The sequence below is a fragment of the Rugosimonospora acidiphila genome (assembly GCF_039543385.1).
Lineage (GTDB): Bacteria > Actinomycetota > Actinomycetes > Mycobacteriales > Micromonosporaceae > Rugosimonospora > Rugosimonospora acidiphila.
Genome location: NZ_BAABJQ010000004.1, coordinates 366251 through 383432, shown reverse-complemented (window position 1 = coordinate 383432; position 17182 = coordinate 366251). Strand labels below are relative to the sequence as shown.

The following is a 17182-nucleotide window of genomic DNA, read 5'->3' as shown; positions in this document are numbered from 1 at the left end:
CGGCAGGCTAACGTGCCGGTATGGACGTTGACGGGGAGCTTCCGGGGCAGGCGCGGGCGACGCGGGCGCAGGAGGCCCAGGCGGGTGCCGAGCCGCCGGCCGCGGCGCGGGAGCGGCATGCTGAGCTGTCCTCGGAGATCGACGACAACCAATACCGTTACTACATTCTCGACCAGCCGAGCGTCTCCGACGCCGAATACGACGCGATGATGCGCGAGCTGACCGCGCTGGAGGGCGAGTTCCCGGCGCTGCGCACGCCGAATTCGCCCACTCAGCGGGTCGGCGGCACCTACTCGACCATGTTCACCCCGGTGACCCACGCCGAGCGGATGCTCAGCCTCGACAACGCGTTCAATGAGGACGAGCTGGCGGCCTGGGCGGAGCGGGTCGAGCGGGACGCCGGTGGGCCGTTCAGCTACCTGTGCGAGCTCAAGGTCGACGGGCTGGCGATCAACCTGACGTACGAGCATGGCCGGTTGGTCCGGGCGGCCACCCGGGGTGACGGGCGCACCGGTGAGGACGTCACGCCCAACGTGCGCACCATCGGCGACGTGCCCGAGCGGCTGCGCGGCCCCGAGGACGGGGGAGAGCAGCCGCCGGAGTTGGTGGAGGTGCGTGGGGAGATCTTCTTCCCGGTCGAGGGCTTCGGCGAGCTCAACGCCACCCTGGTCGAGCAGGGCCGGGCGCCGTTCGCCAACCCGCGCAACGCCGCCGCCGGCAGCCTGCGCCAGAAGGATCCCCGGATCACCGCGAGCCGGCCGCTGCACCTGGTCGTGCACGGGCTGGGCGCCCGCCGGGGCTTCGAGCCGACCAGCCAGTCGCACGCCTACGAGCTGCTGGAGGGCTGGGGCCTGCCGGTCAGCAAGCGATGGAAGGTGGTGCGCACGCTGGCCGAGGTGCGCGAGTTCATCGCGTACTACGCCGAGCACCGGCACGACGTCGAGCACGAGATCGACGGCGTGGTCGTCAAGGTGGACGAGGTCTCGATCCAGCGCCGGCTCGGCTCCACCAGCCGGGCGCCGCGCTGGGCGATCGCCTTCAAATACCCGCCCGAGGAGGTCAACACCAAGCTGCTGGACGTGCGGGTCAACGTCGGGCGCACCGGGAGGGTCACGCCGTACGCGGTGCTCGAACCGGTACGGGTGGCCGGCTCCACGGTCGCCCTCGCCACCCTGCACAACGCCAGCGAGGTGGCCCGCAAGGGCGTCCTGATCGGCGACACGGTGGTGCTGCGCAAGGCCGGGGACGTCATTCCGGAGGTCGTCGGGCCGGTGGTCGCCCAGCGCGACGGCACCGAGCACGCGTTCGAGATGCCCACCCACTGCCCGGAGTGCGGCACCCCGCTGGCCCCGGCGAAGGAGGGCGACGTCGACATCCGCTGCCCGAACACCCGGGCCTGCCCCGCCCAGCTGCGCGAGCGGATCTTCCACCTCGCCGGCCGCGGCGGGCTGGACATCGAGGTGCTCGGCTACAAGGCGGCCGCGGCGCTGCTGACCGACGGCGTGATCACGGACGAGGGTGACCTGTTCGGCCTGACCGGCGAGCGGCTGGCCGGCAGCGAATTCTTCGTCAACAAGGACGGCGAGCTCGGCTCCAACGCGGTCAAGCTGCTGGCCAACCTCGAAGAGGCGAAGGACCGGCCGCTCTGGCGGATCCTGGTGGCGCTGTCCATCCGGCACGTCGGCCCGACCGCCGCGCAGGCGCTGGCCAGGCAGTTCGGCTCGATCGACATGATCGAGGCGGCGTCCCGCGACGAACTGGCCGGGGTCGAGGGCGTGGGCCCCACGATCGCCGACTCGGTAATCGACTGGTTCACCGTGGACTGGCACCGGGAGGTCGTCGAGAAGTGGCGCGCGGCCGGCGTGAAATTGGCCGAGGAGCGGGTCGACGAGGGGCCGAAACCATTGGCCGGGATCACTGTCGTGGTCACCGGGAGCCTCGCCGACTATTCGCGCGACGGCGCGGCGGAGGCGATTACCGCGCGGGGCGGTCGATCGAGTTCGAGCGTGTCGAAGAAGACCGATTTCGTGGTGGTCGGCGAGTCGCCGGGCAGCAAGTACGAGAAGGCGGTCGCGCTCAAGGTTCCGGTGCTTGACGAGGACGGATTCGCGGTGCTGCTCGGCGAGGGCCCGGAGGCGGCCCGAGCGGTGGCCCAGGTCGGGGAGTAAATCCCACCATTCCGGTGAATTGGGTCCGCCCAGGTCGGTGGAACACTGCGCGACGGCGCCGGCCGGACGTACGGTGAGCTGCGCGATCTATTTCGACTTTGTCACGAGTCGCCATGATGGGCGCAAAACCGGCGTCACCCACTTATGGTGATGTCGTTTCATTGGCAGGCGTGTCGGCCACGGCGATCGCCGAGCCCGCGGGCGCCCAGGGAGGATCGATGGAGCCGACGGCGCTGCGCAACACGGCACCTCCCCGGCGGGAGGGCGTCTTCTTCGGGTATGTCGCCGTCGTCTGCGCGTCCGGGCTGGCCGTTTTCGCCCCGCACCTGACCACCCTGCCCGGATTCCTGCGCTCCGCGTCCGGCGCCTTCTGGCTGATGGCGGCGCTGGCCGTGCTGCTGGACGTGTGGCCGCTGCGCCCACCGGGGCCACGCCAGACCTCGCCGGTCTTCCCGTCGATCTGTTTCACCTTCGCCACCCTGCTGATCTGGGGAATCGGGCCGGCCGTGCTGGTGCAGACCGTCGCGGTGGCGGCGTCGGCGGCCCGGATGCGGTACACGCCGTGGCGCGCCGCGTTCAACGCGGGCCAGTACGCTGTCGCGTTCGGTGCCGCGGCCCTGGTGCTGAGGCTCGCCGGGGCCACCCCGCTGGTCAGCGCCAACCGGCCGGGCTGGCCGGACGCCTTGCTGGCGCTGGCCGCCGGGGCGACCTGGTTCGTGGTCAACTACACGCTGGTCACCTGGGCGGTCTGGCTGCGCTTCGACGGCAGCTTCGGTGGCCTGCTGCGGCACACGGTCGGGTACGAGGCGCTGTCCACCGGCGCGCTGCTGCTGCTCGGGCCGGTCCTGGTCGGCGCCATCGCGCTGACCCCGGCGCTGATCCCGTTCGTCCTGGTGCCGCTGTACGCGGTGAACCAGATGGCCCGGCTGTCCACCGTGCAGAGCCGGTTGGCCACCCGCGACCTGCTGACCGGGCTGGCCAACCGCGACCGGCTGATGACCGAGGTCGCCGACCAGGTCGGCGTGCACGAGGCCGCGGGGCAGGACGGGGGCGCCACGGTGTTCGCCCTGCTGCTGCTGGACCTCGACCGGTTCAAGCACGTCAACGACGCGCTCGGGCACGGCGTGGGCGACCGGCTGCTGGTCCAGGTCGCCCGGCGGCTGACCGGCGCGGTGCGCCCCGGGGACCTGGTGGCCCGGCTGGGCGGCGACGAGTTCGCGATCGTCGCCCCGGGGCTGTCCGGCGCCGGCGAGGCGCGGGCGATGGCCGAGCGGATCGCGGCCGTGCTGGCGGACCCGGTGGCCCTGGACGGACTGCCGCTGGACGTGGGCGGATCGATAGGGGTGGCCGTGTACCCGCGCCACGGCGACGACTTCGCCACCCTGATGCGCCACGCCGACGTGGCGATGTACGACGCCAAGAACCGGGGCGACGCCGTCGCCGTTTACGCTCCGGAATCTGACCACAACTCTCCGCAGCGATTGGGTCTGCTCGCCGATCTCCGGCGCGCACTGGAGACGCCGGACGCCGAGGAGATCGCCTTCTACTACCAGCCGCAGGTCGAGCTGCGCACCGGCGACGTGATCGGCGTGGAGGCGCTGCTGCGCTGGCACCACCCGCAGCGGGGCATGGTCGACCCGGAGGAGTTGATCCGGGTGGCCGAGCACAGCGCGGTGATGCGGCTGCTGACCCTCCGGGTGGTCGACGACGTGGTGGCCCAGCTGGCCAGGTGGGAGGCGGACGGCCTGAGCCTGCGCGCCGCGATCAACGTGAGCGTGCGGGACCTGCACACCGGCGAGATCGTCGACCGGCTGGCCGACCGGCTGCGCCAGCACGGGATCGGCCCGGACCAGGTGCAGCTGGAGATCACCGAGGGCGCCCTGATGGCGGATCCCCGGCGGGTGCTGTCCACGCTGCGCCGGCTGGACCGGCTGGGAGTGGCGCTGTCGCTGGACGACTTCGGCACCGGGTACTCGTCCATGCAGCACCTGCGCCGGCTGCCGCTGTCCGAGGTCAAGATCGACCGTTCGTTCGTGCTGGGCATGGCGGAGGACTCCGACGACGAGGCGATCGTGCGCTCGATCATCGAGTTGTCCGGCGCGCTCGGGCTGCGGGTGGTGGCGGAGGGCGTGGAGGACGAGCGGACCTACCGGCTGCTCGCCCGGATGGGCTGCGCCGTCGCGCAGGGCTGGTATTACGCCCGGCCGATGCCGGCCGACCGGCTGGCCTTCTGGCTGTCCCGGTACCGCCCTCCGCAGCGGCTTCTGGCCGGCTGGCCCTCCGCCGAGATGACCCCGGGCGCCCGGCGCGGCGGGGCGGGCAAATAGACTTTCTCTCCGGCCGGCGCGCGTGCCACGCTGCGCCCGAGGACCGAGCAGACGACTACAGGGGGCAGCATTGGCCGCCATCTCCCGCGAGGAGGTCGCGCATCTGGCGCACCTGGCCCGCCTCGCCGTGACGGAAGAGGAACTGGACACGTTCGCCGGGCAGCTCGACGTGATCCTCGGGGCGGTGGCACGGGTGGGTGAGGTCGCCGCGGCTGACATCCCGCCGACGTCGCACTCCGTCCCGTTGACCAACGTCCTGCGCGATGACGTGGTGATTCCCGGGCTGACCCGGGACGAGGCGCTGTCCGGGGCGCCGGACGCCGAGGATGGGCGGTTCCGGGTGCCGCGGATTCTGGAGGAGGAAGCGTGAGCGACGATCTTGTGCGGTCCTCCGCCGCCGAACTGGGCCGGCTCATCGCCGCCGGGGAGGTGTCCGCGGTCGAGGTGACCCGGGCGCACCTGGACCGGATCGGCGCGGTCGACGAGCGGGTACACGCGTTCCTGCACGTGGACGGCGACGGGGCGCTGGCCGCCGCGGCCGACGTCGACGCCAAACGCGTCGCGGGTGAGCCGCTGGGGCCGCTGGCCGGCGTGCCGATCGCGGTCAAGGACGTGCTGGCCACCAAGGGCGTGCCGACCACCGCCGGATCGAAGATCCTTGAGGGGTGGCGGCCACCGTACGACGCCACCATCGTGCGCCGCCTGCGCGAGGCGGGGCTGATCGTGCTCGGCAAGACCAACATGGACGAGTTCGCGATGGGCTCATCGACGGAGTACTCGGCGTACGGGCCGACCCGCAACCCGTGGGACCTCGACCGGATCCCGGGCGGGTCGGGCGGCGGCAGCGCCGCCGCGGTCGCCGGTTACGAGGCGCCGCTGGCCATCGGGACTGACACCGGTGGCTCCATCCGGCAGCCGGGCGCCGTGACCGGTACGGTCGGCGCCAAGCCCACGTACGGCGGCACCTCCCGTTACGGCCTGATCGCCTTCTCGTCCAGCCTGGACACGCCGGGCCCGTGCGCGCGCACGGTCGAGGACGCCGCGCTGCTGCACGCGGTGATCGGCGGCCACGACCCGCGCGACTCGACGTCGATCCCGGCGCCGGTGCCGCCGGTGGTCGAGGCGGCCCGGCAGGGCGCGTCCGGCGACCTCAGCGGGGTGCGCGTCGGCCTGGTGCGCCAGTTCAGCGGCGAGGGCGCCGAGCCGGGCGTGCTGGCGGCGTACCGCGAGGCGGTCGACGCGCTGGTCAAGCTGGGCGCCGAGGTGATCGAGGTGTCCTGCCCGCACTTCGAGTACGCGCTGCCCGCCTATTACCTGATCGCGCCCAGCGAGGCGTCCTCCAACCTGGCCCGCTACGACGGCGTGCGCTACGGCCTGCGGGTGGGCGACGACGGCGCCCACTCGCTGGAGGAGGTCATGTCGCTGACCCGCGACGCCGGCTTCGGCCCGGAGGTCAAGCGGCGCATCATCCTCGGCACGTTCGCGCTCTCCTCGGGCTACTACGACGCCTACTACGGCCAGGCCCAGAAGGTCCGCACCCTGATCAGCCGCGACTTCGCCGCCTCGTTCGAGCAGGTCGACGTGCTGGTCGCGCCGACCACGCCGTTCGTCGCGTTCCCGTTCGGCTCGCGGACCGGTGACCCGTACCAGATGTACCTGGCCGACCTGTTCACCATCCCGTCGAACCTGTACGGCGGCCCGGCGATCTCGGTGCCCTGCGGACTGTCCGAGGGGTTGCCGGTCGGCCTGCAGGTGATGGCGCCGACCATGGCCGACGACCGGATGTACCGGGTCGGCGCGGCACTGGAGTCGGCGATCCCGCCCCCGGCGCCGCCGGCCCTGTAGCTCACGACCGCGGGTTCGGGGCCAGCTCCGACCGGACCCCGAACCCGCGGTGGCGAATCGTGCTACCGGGAAGCGCCGCGGCGACCTCGCCAGGACAGCGGCCCCGGGAGATCCACGCGTTGCGCGCGGGTACGCGAGTTCCAGGACCATCTACCGAGCTTGATGCTCCACGAGGACAGCCCGTGGCTGCCGAAGTTGAGGTGCAGCGGGCCGAGCCGGTAGACCTTGCGAAACATGAGTGGCATGATGCGCCTCCTCTCACTCTGTGCCGGGGAGTACCCGAGCGTCCCGGCCGCGAAACCCGGCGGATTCGGCGGTGGGCGGCCGGCTAGGCTGTCTTGGTGACCACCACCGCGGCGCTAACCTACGATGACGTGATCGCCCGCTACGAGCCCGTGATCGGGCTGGAGACGCACGTCGAGCTGGGCACCAGGACCAAGATGTTCTGCGGCTGCCCGACCGAATTCGGCGCCACGCCCAACACCCAGGTCTGCCCGGTCTGTCTGGGCCTGCCCGGCAGTCTTCCGGTGGCCAACCGCGCGGCGATCGAGGCGACGATCAGGATCGGGCTCGCGCTCAACTGCACGATCGCCAGCTGGTCGCGGTTCGCCCGGAAGAACTACTTCTACCCGGACATGCCGAAGGACTACCAGATCAGCCAGTACGACGAGCCGCTGTGCACGGAGGGCTGGCTGGACGTCGAGGTGGACGGCGAGCTGGTGCGGGTGGAGATCGAGCGGGTGCACCTCGAGGAGGACACCGGCAAGACGCTGCACCTGGGCGGCGCGACCGGGCGCATCCACGGTGCCACCGAGTCCCTGGTCGACTACAACCGCGCGGGCATCCCGCTGGTGGAGATCGTGACCAAGCCGGTGCCGGGTACCGGCGCGAGGGCCCCGCAGGTGGCCCGGGCATACGTCACCGAGCTGCGCGACGTGATCCGGTCGCTGGACGTGTCCGACGTCCGGATGGAGCAGGGCTCGCTGCGGTGCGACGTCAACGTGTCGCTGAACCGGCCGGGCGAGGAGTGGGGCACCCGTACCGAGACCAAGAACGTGAACTCGCTGCGCAGCGTCGAGCGGGCGGTCCGCTCGGAGATGCTGCGCCAGGCGGGTGTGCTGGACGCCGGTGGCCGGATCGTCCAGGAGACCCGGCACTTCTCCGAGGACACCGGCGACACCCGGTCCGGGCGCAGCAAGGAGACCGCGACGGACTACCGGTACTTCCCCGAGCCCGACCTGGTGCCGTTGGCGCCGGACGCGGCCTGGGTGGCCGAGCTGAAGGCGGCCCTGCCCGAGTCGCCGAGGCTGCACCGGCGCCGACTGCAGGAGGCCTGGGGCCTGTCCGACCACGACATGCAGTCGGTGCTCAACGCCGGCGCGGTGGAGCTGATCGAGGCGACGATCGCGGCCGGCACCGCGCCGGACGCGGCCCGCAAGTGGTGGATGGGCGAGCTGGCCCGGCGGGCCAACGAGACCGGCGCGGAGCTGGGCGCGCTGACCACCCCGGAGCAGGTGGCGGCCCTTCAGCGGCTGGTCGACGAGGGGAAGCTGACCGACAAGCTCGCCCGCACGGTCCTGGAGGGCGTGGTGGCCGGCGAGGGCTCACCGGCCGAGGTGATGGCGGCCCGGGGCCTCGAGGTGGTCTCGGACACCGGCGCGCTGACGGCGGCGATCGACGATGCCATCGCGGCCAACCCCGCCGTGGCGGAGAAGGTCCGGGGCGGCCAGGTCGCCGCGGCCGGCGTGCTGATCGGCGCCGTCATGAAGGCCACCAAGGGCCAGGCCGACGCCAAGTCGGTCCGCGAGCTGATCCTGAAGCGGCTCGGCTCCTGACCGGCGGCTCGCGAGCAGCGGGCCGCCCGCCGTCCCAGGCGGTCCGGGTCCGGGTCTAGGCCCCGAACACGGGCCAGGTCTCGGCGCGGGCCGGAAGATCAATGGCTGGGCGAGGGGCTCGGTGAGGCGCTCGGGGGCATCTTGACCGCGTGCCGCTGGATGGTCACCTGGGTCTGGCCGGTGCCGCCCAGGGTGATGTCGTCGTACCCCTGCAGCGCGTGGGTGGGATCGAAGTAGAGCACCGACATCTCCAGTGGCGTCGGCGCCTCGCCCTCGAGGCCGCGCAGTCCGGCGCCGCCGGTCGACCCCTCGACCATCAGCGTCGTCTTCTGCTCGCCGGGCAGCGCCGGCATGGTGCTGACCATGCGCCGGTGGATGTGGCCCGCCAGCACCAGCGGTACCGAACCGTCCAGCGCGCCGGCCGAGGTCGGCTCGTGAACCATGGCCACGTCGACCTTCTTGCCCGAGTTCGCGATCGTCTCGGCCAGCCTCTCGCCGGAGGACTCCTCCACCTCCGCGGCCTGGTGCCCGGCCGCCCCGGTCGGCCCGGGCTCCTTGTCGGGCGTGAAGAGCGGATCACCGATCCCGGCGATGGTCAGGCCGTCCACGGTCACCACCCGGTTTTCCAGCACTATCGCGTTGGGCTGCTTGGCCACCGCGTTCGCGGTGGTCGCCGAGTCGTGGTTGCCACGCACGAAGACGTACGGGACCTTGAGCGCGCCGATCGAGTTGACGAACGAGGTCTCCGGCTGGGTACCCCAGTCGTCGATGTCGCCGGTGTCCACCACGAGGTTGATGTCGTACTGCTTGACCACCGTCGAGATCACCGACCAGGCGGCCGGATTCAGGTGCAGGTCGGAGATGTGCAGCACGCGCAGGGAGCCCGGGGCCGGCTGGTACACCGGCAGGGTGGACAGCGTGCCGTAGAGCTTGCTGACGTTGTTGACCAGCCGCTGCAGCTCGTCCCGGTACTGGCCGAACTGGTTGGCGATCTGTTTCGCGTCACCGATCACGGCGGGGGCGTTGGACAGCAGGCCGTGGTATTTCGGCTCGTCGACCGAGCTGGGCCGGAAGGTACCCAGGGCCACCGCGCCGCTGCCCAGGATGGCGACCAGGGCCAGCCCGCCGCAGATCGCCACCCGTCTCGTGTTGCGGAACACGAACGCGGACAGCACCAGGGCACCCAGCACCCCGGCCCCGGTCGCCTGGAACAGCATCCGGGTCACCCCGCGCTCGATGTCGGCGACGGCCCCCGAGCTGGCCTTGGCGATGCCGTTGGGGTCGGTGGCCAGCGCGAGCGTGCGCTTCTGGTCCAGCGCCTCCAGCCGTACCGTCAGGTGCGCCGGCCCGTCGTGGCTGGCCAGCTCCAATGAGCCGAGCGGCGGGATCTGCACGTCGGTGCCGCCGGACAGCGAGGGGGTCACGCTGAACTGGGCCGCGAACGGCCCCACGTCGTCGTGGCTCGGCCCGGCCACCAGCAGGCCGATGGTCAGGCCGACCACGCTGGTCACCGCGAGCGCCAGGGCGAGGCCGAGGCGCCGCCACACGTGCCGGCGGTTCGCGGCCCGCACGCCGGCCAGGACGCCCCGGCCGCCCGCCCCGGCCAGCCGCCCGACGCCGCGGGCCAGCCCGATGCCGCCGCGCGCCCGCCGCCCGCCGCCGCGCCCGGAGGCGCGCAGGAGGTCCCGGAGGGGGCGTCGGCCTTCCGGCCCGCCGCCGCCCGACGTCATCCCGGTCAAACTCAGCTCAACCCCACGCCGCTGTCGGACAGAACCATCCGCAGGATCCGGTCGTCGTCGGTTGTGGGTGTGCCCTGCCCGTCCTTGTTGGACGTGGTGACCCAGATCGAGCCGTCGGGAGCGGTGGCGACGGTGCGCAGCCGGCCGTACGCCTTGTCGAGCAGGGGGTCCGGCGCGCCCAGGGTGCCGCCGGCGTCGGTCAGCTGGATCAGGTACAGCCGGGTACCGGTGAGGCAGCCGGCCACCAGGCTGTTACCGCTGTCCGCCAGCCCGGCGCAGCCCGCCTCGCTCGGCTTCAGCTGCACCACCGGGTCGGCGTACTTGGGGTTGTCCCCGGTGCCCTCGACGGTCGGCCAGCCGTAGTCCTTGCCGGGCTGGATCTGGTCCACCTCGTCCCACGAGGTGTTGCCGAGGTCGGTGACGTACAGGTGCTTGCCCGGGTCCCAGGCCAGCCCCTCGGGGTCGCGCAGGCCGGAGGCGTACACCAGGGAGCCGGAGGTGGGGTTGCCCGGCGCCGGCTTGCCGTCCGGGGTCATCCGCAGGATCTTGCCGGCCAGGCTCTTCGGGTCCGCCGCGGCGGCCGGGTTACCGGCGTCGCCCGTGGTCGCGTAGAGCATGCCGTCCGGCCCGAACCCGAGCGAGCCGCCGTTGTCGCTGGCCCCGGCCGGGATGCCGGTGACCAGCGGTTTGGGGGTGCCGCCCAGCTTCAGCGAGGCGATCCGGTTGTCCTTGTCGGTGGTGTAGTAGATGTACACGGTCTGATCGGTCTGGTACTTCGGCGAGACCGCGATGCCCAGCAGCCCGCCGTCGCCGCCGTCGCCGCCGCCGTTCGTGATCCCGGTCAGCGTCTGGACGGGCGTGACGACCATTCCGTCCGTCCCCTGGGACGGGTCGGCGCTCGGCTGGCCGGTGCCCGCCGACGGATCGGCGTCGGGCGAGGCGCTGTCCGTGGCCGGTCCGATCTTCAGGAGCCGATGACTGTCGCGCTCGGTGACCAGGGCCGTACCGTCCGGCAGGAAGGCGAGCCCCCACGGCACGGCCAGCCCCTTGGCGACCACGTCGACGGCGACCTGCGAGTCGTCCTGGTCACTGCTGGACGACGTCGACGGGGTCGGCAGCCTGGGCGGCTGACCCGCCTGGTCGGGGGGTGGTGGGCCGAAGCTGCACGCGGCCAGCGTGCTCACCGCCAGCACCAGGCCGGCGGTCAGCCGGGAGACACGCACGAAGAGGGTCGCGGTCACGGGGCCCAGCCTAGCCGCACCGATCGCGACGACGCTTCTTGATCAATCCAACCGGCCCGGGACCGGGCCCAACCCCCGCCGCGCGGCCCGCGCCTCGGGTGCTTCGCGGCGCGGCCCGCCCGTCGGGCGGCCGGTCCGGCGGCTATCGTCGATACCCGTGAAGGCGTGGATCGCACACGAAGAGGGCCGATCGCTGCTCGGCGAACTGCCCCGGCAGGTCACCGTCGAGGTGCTCGCCGAGGCGCCGGGGCCGATGCCCTCCGACCCCGACTCGGTCAGTTTCTGGGTGCCGCCGTTTCTGGCCTCGCGCGAAGAGGTGGAGTTCACCGGCAAGCTCACCGGGCTGAAGGTGATCCAGTTGCTGTCCGCCGGCGCGGACGCCTGGGTCGGCCGGATCCCGCAGGGGATCGCCCTGTGTGACGCGCGGGGCGTGCACTCGTCGCCCACGTCGGAGTGGGTGCTCACCGCCCTGCTGTCGTACCTGCACGCCTTCCCGGCGTTCATCCGGGGCCAGGCGAAGCGGGAGTGGTCCTACGATCCGTACACGCCGACCGACGAGCTCGCCGGCAAGCGGGTGCTGATCGTCGGGGCCGGGGCGATCGGCGTGGCGACCGCGGCCCGGCTGGCACCGTTCGGGGTGACGGTGACCATGGTCGCCCGCACCGCCAGAGACGGCGTACACGGGATCGAGGTGCTGCCGAGGCTGCTGCCCGACGCCGACGTGGTGATCCTGCTGGTGCCGCTCACCGACCTGACCAGGGGGCTGGTCGACGCCGACTTCCTGCGGCGGATGCCCGACGGCGCGCTGCTGGTCAACGCCGCCCGTGGGCCGGTGGTGCACACCGACGCCCTGGTGGCCGAGCTGACGACCGGGCGGATCGGCGCGGCGGTCGACGTGACCGATCCGGAGCCGCTGCCGGCCGATCATCCACTGTGGACGATGCCGAACTTCCTGCTGACCCCGCACGTGGGTGGCTCAGTGCGCGGCCTGCTGCCGCGCGCCTACCGGCTGGTGGGCGATCAGATCCGCCGGTACGCGGCGGGTGAACCGCTGATCAACGAGGTACGCAACGGGTACTGAGCCCGCTGGTCACTCGGCGGCCGGGCTCGCCTCGCGGCCGGACGGCTCCACGCCCGCCGGCTCCGGCGGCTCGGGCTGGGACGTGCCCAGCTTCTGTCCGCTCGCCGCGACCAGCCTGGGCAGATCGGACGGCGTGACGGCGGGCAGGGACACCGATCCGCCGCCGTCCAGCATGGCGATCACCCGGCGGTCGGCCGGCACGAAACCGGTGATCTGCGTCCAGGGCAGTCGCCGGGCGCCGAACAGCGCGCGGATGGACAGACCCTCCGGATTGGCGTCGGTGCCGGCCCGCCATCCCCAGATGATGATCGCGAGGGGGATCAGCAGGATCGGCGACAGGTACCACCGGACGGTGGCGACGGGTACCGCGCCGAACAGGGCGACCAGCCCGGCGATGGCGATCGCCGCGTTGTGACGGAATTTGACGGTACTCACGGCCTTATGGTCCCACCTCGACCCCGGCCCGCCGCATGCGGACCGTCAGACGCCTGAATTTTCGCCCCGGCTCGACGGGTCGGCGGCGCACCGGCTAGCGGGCGGTGGGCACATCGAAGATCAGGCACGAGGACGTGGCGTGCGCGACCAGTTGGCCGGACTCGTCGACCAGGCGGGCCTCGGCCAGGGCGCTGCGGCGGGTGCGGGACAGGATCGTCCCGGTGCAGCGCAGCGTGCCCGAGTTCACCGTCACCGCCCGGAGGAACCGCACGCTGAGGTCCAGCGACGTGTACCCCTGGCCGGCCGGCAGCAGGGAGTGCACGGAGCACCCGGCGGCGGTGTCCAGCACCGTGGAGATCACGCCGCCGTGCACCGACCCGAGCGGGTTGTAGTGAAATTCGCGGGGGGTCAGCAGCACGGTGATCAGGCCCTCGGCCGCCTCCATCCGATCGACCCCGATCGTGGAGAAGATCGGCGGTGGAGGCAGCTCGCCATCGATCATCGCCCGCAGCGTCTCGAGCCCCGGGCGGCTGCCGATGACCGCGGCATGCAGTGACGGGTCGGACCAGGAGAAGGTTCGGGTACGCGTCTGCTCCGCCGCCTGGGTCTGGGTCATGAATTCAGCCTCGCAGCCGTTTGTTGAGTCTGTCAACGAGACCTAGCCTGGCGACATGAGACCTGCGGCACTGGACTGGTCGGTCGAGAACTGCACGATCGGCCGGACCATGGAGATCCTCGGTGAGCGGTGGACGGTGGTGGTGCTCCGCGACATCTTCAGCGGCCTGCGCCGGTTCGAGGAGATGCGCGAACGCACCAACATCCCCCGGCAGGTGCTCGCCAACCGGCTCGCGTTGCTGCTCGACCACGGCATCCTGCGCCGCCAGCCGTACCAGGAGCCAGGCGCCCGGGTCCGGTACGAGTACCGGCTGACCGCCAAGGGCATCGACCTGTACCCGATCCTGGTCGCCGTACGGGAGTGGGGCGACCGGTACCTGGCGGACCCGGAGGGGCCGGCGACGCGTACGGAGCACCGGGACTGCGGCGCCCAGGTGCACCTGGAACTGCGCTGCGAGGCGGGGCACCGGCTCGCCTCGGCGAGGGACGTGGTGCCCCGGCCCGGCCCGGGCGCCCGCCTTCGGGGGAGCGCAGCCGAGCCGGATTGTGGCGTGGGCGAGCACCCCCAACGCTCACCCCTGACGAAGGCGGGCGCGCCAATGGGCGAGCCGAAGGATCAGGCGGCGGTGTAGCCCGGCGCCGGGTACCCGGCGAGCAGGTCCCGTACCTGTGCGGCGATCTTGTCCAGCGCCGCCTCGTCGGCCGCGGCCGCGGCCCGGACCGCCTCGTCGATCCAGCCCGCCACCTGCGGCATCTGCGTCTCGGTGAGCCCGCGCGTGGTGAACGCCGCCGTGCCCAGCCGGATGCCCGACGGATCGAACGGCTTGCGGGTGTCGAACGGCACGGTGTTGTAGTTCAGCTCGATGCCGGCCCGGTCCAGCGCCTGGGCCGCCGGCTTGCCCCCGATGCCCTTGCTGGTCAGGTCGACCAGGATCAGGTGGTTGTCGGTGCCGCCGGAGATCAGGTCGAAGCCGCGCTCGGTCAGTGCCTCGGCCAGCGCCCTGGCGTTGGCGACCACCTGGTGCGCGTAGTCCCGGAAGGTCGGCTGCGCCGCCTCGTGCAGCGCGACCGCGATCCCCGCCGTGGTGTGGTTGTGCGGTCCGCCCTGCAGGCCGGGGAAGACCGCCTTGTCGATCGCGGTGGCCCGCTCGGCGGTAGTCATGATCATCGCGCCACGGGGGCCGCGCAGGGTCTTGTGCGTGGTGGTCGTGATCACGTCGGCGTACCCGACCGGGGACGGGTGGGCGCCGCCAGCGATCAGCCCGGCGATGTGCGCGATGTCGGCCACCAGCACGGCGTCGATCTCCCGCGCGATCTGGGCGAAGGCCGGGAAGTCGATGGTCCGCGGGATCGCCGTACCGCCGCAGAAAATGACCTTGGGTCGCTCGGCCAGGGCCAGCTCGCGCACCTGGTCCAGGTCGGTGCGCCCGGTCTCCGCCTTCACCCCGTACCGCACCGAGCGGAACCACTTGCCGGTGGCCGAGACCGACCAGCCGTGGGTGAGGTGACCGCCCATCGGCAGCGACATCCCCATCACGGCGTCGCCGGGCCGCAGGAACGCCAGGTAGACGGCCAGGTTGGCGGGCGAGCCCGAGTAGGGCTGGACGTTGGCGTGGTCGACCCCGAACAGCCCCTTGGCCCGCTCGATGGCCAGCGTCTCGATCTGGTCGATGAGCTGCTGACCCTCGTAGTAGCGCTTGCCCGCGTAGCCCTCGGAGTACTTGTTGGTCAGCACGCTGCCGGTGGCCTCGAGCACGGCGGCGGAGACGTAGTTCTCCGAAGCGATCATGCGCAGCTTGTCGTGCTGGCGCTGGGCCTCGGCCTCGATCAGCTCGGCGAGCCGCGGGTCGGTGGCGGCCAGGTGCGGAATCGGCGGGGTGTGCATGGGCTACTCCTCACGGTGCCGTCGTCCGCGTCGCTTCCCGGTGGTCGACTCCACCCCGACGCGCCGGTCGCGGCGACCCCCCGATCCTAGTTCGGCGGGCCGCCGCGGGCGGCACCTACTCGGGGACCTTCCGGTACGCGCCGTCGCTCGCGCTGGTGGCCATCGACGCGTACGCGCGCAGCGCCGCGGACACCGACCGCTGCCGGTCGGCGGGGGAGTATGGCCGGTCCCGCTTCTCCTGCGCGACACGCCGGGCCTGCAGCACCTCGTCGGGGACCGCCAGCTCGAGCCGGCGGCCGGGGATGTCGATCTCCAGCAGGTCGCCGTCCTCGACCAGCGCGATCAGGCCGCCGCCGGCCGCCTCGGGCGAGATGTGCCCGATGGACAGCCCGCTGGTGCCGCCGCTGAACCGGCCGTCGGTGATCAGGGCGCAGGCGCGGCCCAGCCCCCGGCCCTTCAGGAACGAGGTCGGGTAGAGCATCTCCTGCATGCCCGGGCCGCCGCGCGGACCCTCGTACCGGATCACCACGACGTCGCCGGGCTTGACCCGGTCGGCCAGGATGCCGCTGACCGCGTCCTCCTGCGACTCGAACACCACGGCCGGCCCGCTGAACCGCCACACCTCCTCCGGCACCCCGGCGGTCTTGACCACGCAGCCCTCGGGCGCGATGTTGCCGAACAGGATGGCCAGGCCGCCGTCGGCGGAGTAGGCGTGGTCGATCGAGCGGATGCAGCCGTCCGCGGCGTCGGTGTCCAGCCGGTCCCAGCGGTTGGCGGTGGAGAACGGCTCGGTGGTGCGGACACCCCCGGGTGCCGCGTGGAACAGCTCGACCGCCTCCGCGGACGGCGCGGGGGCGCGGACGTCCCAGGTGGACAGCCACTCGTCCACACTGGACGAGTGGACCGTCGTCACGTCCCGGTGCAGCAGCCCGGCCCGGTTCAGCTCGCCGAGGATGGCCGGGATGCCGCCGGCCCGGTGCACGTCCTCCATGTGGTACTTCGGCGTGTTCGGCGCGACCTTGGCCAGGCACGGCACCCGGCGGGAGACCGCGTCGATGTCGGCCACGCCGAAGTCCAGCCCCGCCTCCCGGGCCGCGGCCAGCAGGTGCAGCACCGTGTTGGTGGAGCCGCCCATCGCCACGTCCAGGGCCATCGCGTTCTCGAACGCGTGCGGGCTCGCGATCGAGCGCGGCAGGACCGAGTGGTCGTCGTTGTCGTAGTACCGGTGGGCCAGGTCGACCACCACCCGGCCGGCCTCCTGGAACAGCGCCCGGCGGGCGGCGTGGGTGGCCAGCGTCGAGCCGTTGCCGGGCAGCGCCAGGCCCATCGCCTCGGTCAGGCAGTTCATCGAGTTGGCGGTGAACATGCCGGAGCACGAGCCGCAGGTCGGGCACGCCGAGCGCTCGATCTCGTCGAGCTGGGCGTCGGTCACCGCCTCGTTGGACGAGGCGATCATCGCGTCGATCAGGTCGATCCGGGAGTGCACGACGCCCTCGATCGCCACCGTCTTGCCGGCCTCCATGGGGCCACCGGACACGAACACGGTCGGGATGTTCAGGCGCAGCGCGGCCAGCAGCATGCCGGGCGTGATCTTGTCGCAGTTGGAGATACACACCAGGGCGTCGGCGCAGTGCGCGTTGACCATGTACTCGACGGAGTCGGCGATCAGCTCCCGGCTGGGCAGGGAGTAGAGCATCCCGCCGTGGCCCATGGCGATCCCGTCGTCCACCGCGATCGTGTTGAACTCCCGGCCGACCCCGCCGGCCTCGGCGATCGACTCGGCCACCAGGGCACCGAGGTCGCGCAGGTGCACATGCCCCGGTACGAACTGGGTGAAGCTGTTGGCGATGGCGATGATCGGCTTGCCGAAATCGGCGTCGGTCATTCCGGTGGCCCGCCACAGGGCGCGCGCGCCGGCCATGGTCCGGCCGTGGGTGGAGGTCTTCGACCGCAGCTCAGGCATCCGCCCAGTTTGTCACCGGCGGGCCGGTCGCGGCGACACCCAGTCCCG

Annotated in this window: 14 protein-coding genes; 7 read left to right on the top strand and 7 right to left on the bottom strand. The window is 72.2% G+C overall.

Features of this window, described 5'->3' with window-relative positions; genetic code table 11:
* The first annotated feature begins 20 nt into the window (after positions 1–20).
* The 4 genes from ligA to gatA all read left to right on the top strand — a co-directional run bounded on the left by ligA (position 21) and on the right by gatA (position 6340).
* Positions 21–2168 carry an NAD-dependent DNA ligase LigA gene (gene ligA, locus ABEA87_RS09440; protein ID WP_345627965.1) on the top strand — a complete coding sequence of 716 codons (2148 nt, stop codon included), beginning with the start codon at positions 21–23 and terminating at the stop codon, positions 2166–2168.
* A gap of 218 nt (positions 2169–2386) precedes the next feature.
* Positions 2387–4495: a putative bifunctional diguanylate cyclase/phosphodiesterase gene (locus tag ABEA87_RS09435; RefSeq protein ID WP_345627963.1), complete on the top strand. Its 2109-nt coding sequence runs from the start codon at positions 2387–2389 to the stop codon at positions 4493–4495.
* A 70-nt stretch (positions 4496–4565) separates the two neighbouring features.
* Positions 4566–4865, top strand: a complete 300-nt coding sequence (gatC, locus tag ABEA87_RS09430) for an Asp-tRNA(Asn)/Glu-tRNA(Gln) amidotransferase subunit GatC (protein WP_345627961.1) — start codon at positions 4566–4568, stop codon at positions 4863–4865.
* A complete protein-coding gene (gene gatA / locus ABEA87_RS09425) occupies positions 4862–6340 on the top strand; it encodes an Asp-tRNA(Asn)/Glu-tRNA(Gln) amidotransferase subunit GatA (protein ID WP_345627960.1) in 1479 nt (492 codons plus the stop codon). Before gatC ends, gatA begins: the two co-directional genes overlap by 4 nt.
* Positions 6341–6402: 62 nt before the next feature.
* Here gatA and ABEA87_RS09420 read toward each other — a convergent pair whose 3' ends face one another.
* On the bottom strand, positions 6403–6585 hold the full coding sequence (locus tag ABEA87_RS09420) for a DUF4236 domain-containing protein (RefSeq protein WP_345627959.1): 183 nt from the start codon (positions 6583–6585) through the stop codon (positions 6403–6405).
* 96 nt (positions 6586–6681) lie between these two features.
* On the opposite strand from ABEA87_RS09420, the gene gatB reads away from it, so the two are divergent.
* A complete protein-coding gene (gene gatB, locus ABEA87_RS09415; RefSeq protein ID WP_345627958.1) occupies positions 6682–8175 on the top strand; it encodes an Asp-tRNA(Asn)/Glu-tRNA(Gln) amidotransferase subunit GatB in 1494 nt (497 codons plus the stop codon).
* A 98-nt stretch (positions 8176–8273) separates the two neighbouring features.
* On the opposite strand, the gene ABEA87_RS09410 is transcribed toward gatB, so the two are convergent.
* Both ABEA87_RS09410 and ABEA87_RS09405 read right to left on the bottom strand, forming a co-directional pair.
* Entirely contained in the window at positions 8274–9905 is a 1632-nt protein-coding gene (locus ABEA87_RS09410) for a metallophosphoesterase family protein (protein WP_345627956.1), read from the bottom strand.
* Positions 9906–9916: 11 nt separating this feature from the next.
* Positions 9917–11164: a PQQ-dependent sugar dehydrogenase gene (locus ABEA87_RS09405; protein WP_425570817.1), complete on the bottom strand. Its 1248-nt coding sequence runs from the start codon at positions 11162–11164 to the stop codon at positions 9917–9919.
* 148 nt (positions 11165–11312) lie between these two features.
* On the opposite strand from ABEA87_RS09405, the gene ABEA87_RS09400 reads away from it, so the two are divergent.
* Positions 11313–12236 (top strand): 2-hydroxyacid dehydrogenase, encoded by a 924-nt coding sequence (locus ABEA87_RS09400; protein WP_345627952.1) that lies wholly within the window; start codon positions 11313–11315, stop codon positions 12234–12236.
* A 9-nt stretch (positions 12237–12245) separates the two neighbouring features.
* Here ABEA87_RS09400 and ABEA87_RS09395 read toward each other — a convergent pair whose 3' ends face one another.
* The gene (locus tag ABEA87_RS09395) at positions 12246–12671 is read right to left on the bottom strand and encodes a PH domain-containing protein (RefSeq protein WP_345627950.1); all 426 of its coding nucleotides are present in this window, start codon (positions 12669–12671) and stop codon (positions 12246–12248) included.
* A 94-nt stretch (positions 12672–12765) separates the two neighbouring features.
* Positions 12766–13287 (bottom strand): PaaI family thioesterase, encoded by a 522-nt coding sequence (locus tag ABEA87_RS09390; protein WP_345627948.1) that lies wholly within the window; start codon positions 13285–13287, stop codon positions 12766–12768.
* A gap of 55 nt (positions 13288–13342) precedes the next feature.
* Between ABEA87_RS09390 and ABEA87_RS09385 the strand changes: the two genes are divergently transcribed.
* Positions 13343–13918 (top strand): winged helix-turn-helix transcriptional regulator, encoded by a 576-nt coding sequence (locus tag ABEA87_RS09385; RefSeq protein WP_425570806.1) that lies wholly within the window; start codon positions 13343–13345, stop codon positions 13916–13918.
* On the opposite strand, the gene ABEA87_RS09380 is transcribed toward ABEA87_RS09385, so the two are convergent.
* Positions 13903–15171: a serine hydroxymethyltransferase gene (locus ABEA87_RS09380; RefSeq protein WP_345627946.1), complete on the bottom strand. Its 1269-nt coding sequence runs from the start codon at positions 15169–15171 to the stop codon at positions 13903–13905. The genes ABEA87_RS09385 and ABEA87_RS09380 overlap by 16 nt on opposite strands.
* A 115-nt stretch (positions 15172–15286) precedes the next feature.
* Positions 15287–17134, bottom strand: a complete 1848-nt coding sequence (gene ilvD, locus ABEA87_RS09375; RefSeq protein WP_345627944.1) for a dihydroxy-acid dehydratase — start codon at positions 17132–17134, stop codon at positions 15287–15289.
* Between the last annotated feature and the right edge of the window lie 48 nt (positions 17135–17182).

What these genes read in the sequence shown, in the direction of transcription:
- ABEA87_RS09385 (WP_425570806.1), top strand. Translation starts at nt 13,343, where the DNA reads ATGAGACCTGCGGCACTGGACTGGTCGGTCGAGAACTGCACGATCGGC.
- ABEA87_RS09390 (WP_345627948.1), bottom strand. Translation starts at nt 13,287, where the DNA reads ATGACCCAGACCCAGGCGGCGGAGCAGACGCGTACCCGAACCTTCTCC.
- ABEA87_RS09410 (WP_345627956.1), bottom strand. Translation starts at nt 9,905, where the DNA reads ATGACGTCGGGCGGCGGCGGGCCGGAAGGCCGACGCCCCCTCCGGGAC.
- ABEA87_RS09435 (WP_345627963.1), top strand. Translation starts at nt 2,387, where the DNA reads ATGGAGCCGACGGCGCTGCGCAACACGGCACCTCCCCGGCGGGAGGGC.
- ilvD (WP_345627944.1), bottom strand. Translation starts at nt 17,134, where the DNA reads ATGCCTGAGCTGCGGTCGAAGACCTCCACCCACGGCCGGACCATGGCC.
- ABEA87_RS09420 (WP_345627959.1), bottom strand. Translation starts at nt 6,585, where the DNA reads ATGCCACTCATGTTTCGCAAGGTCTACCGGCTCGGCCCGCTGCACCTC.
- ABEA87_RS09380 (WP_345627946.1), bottom strand. Translation starts at nt 15,171, where the DNA reads ATGCACACCCCGCCGATTCCGCACCTGGCCGCCACCGACCCGCGGCTC.
- ligA (WP_345627965.1), top strand. Translation starts at nt 21, where the DNA reads ATGGACGTTGACGGGGAGCTTCCGGGGCAGGCGCGGGCGACGCGGGCG.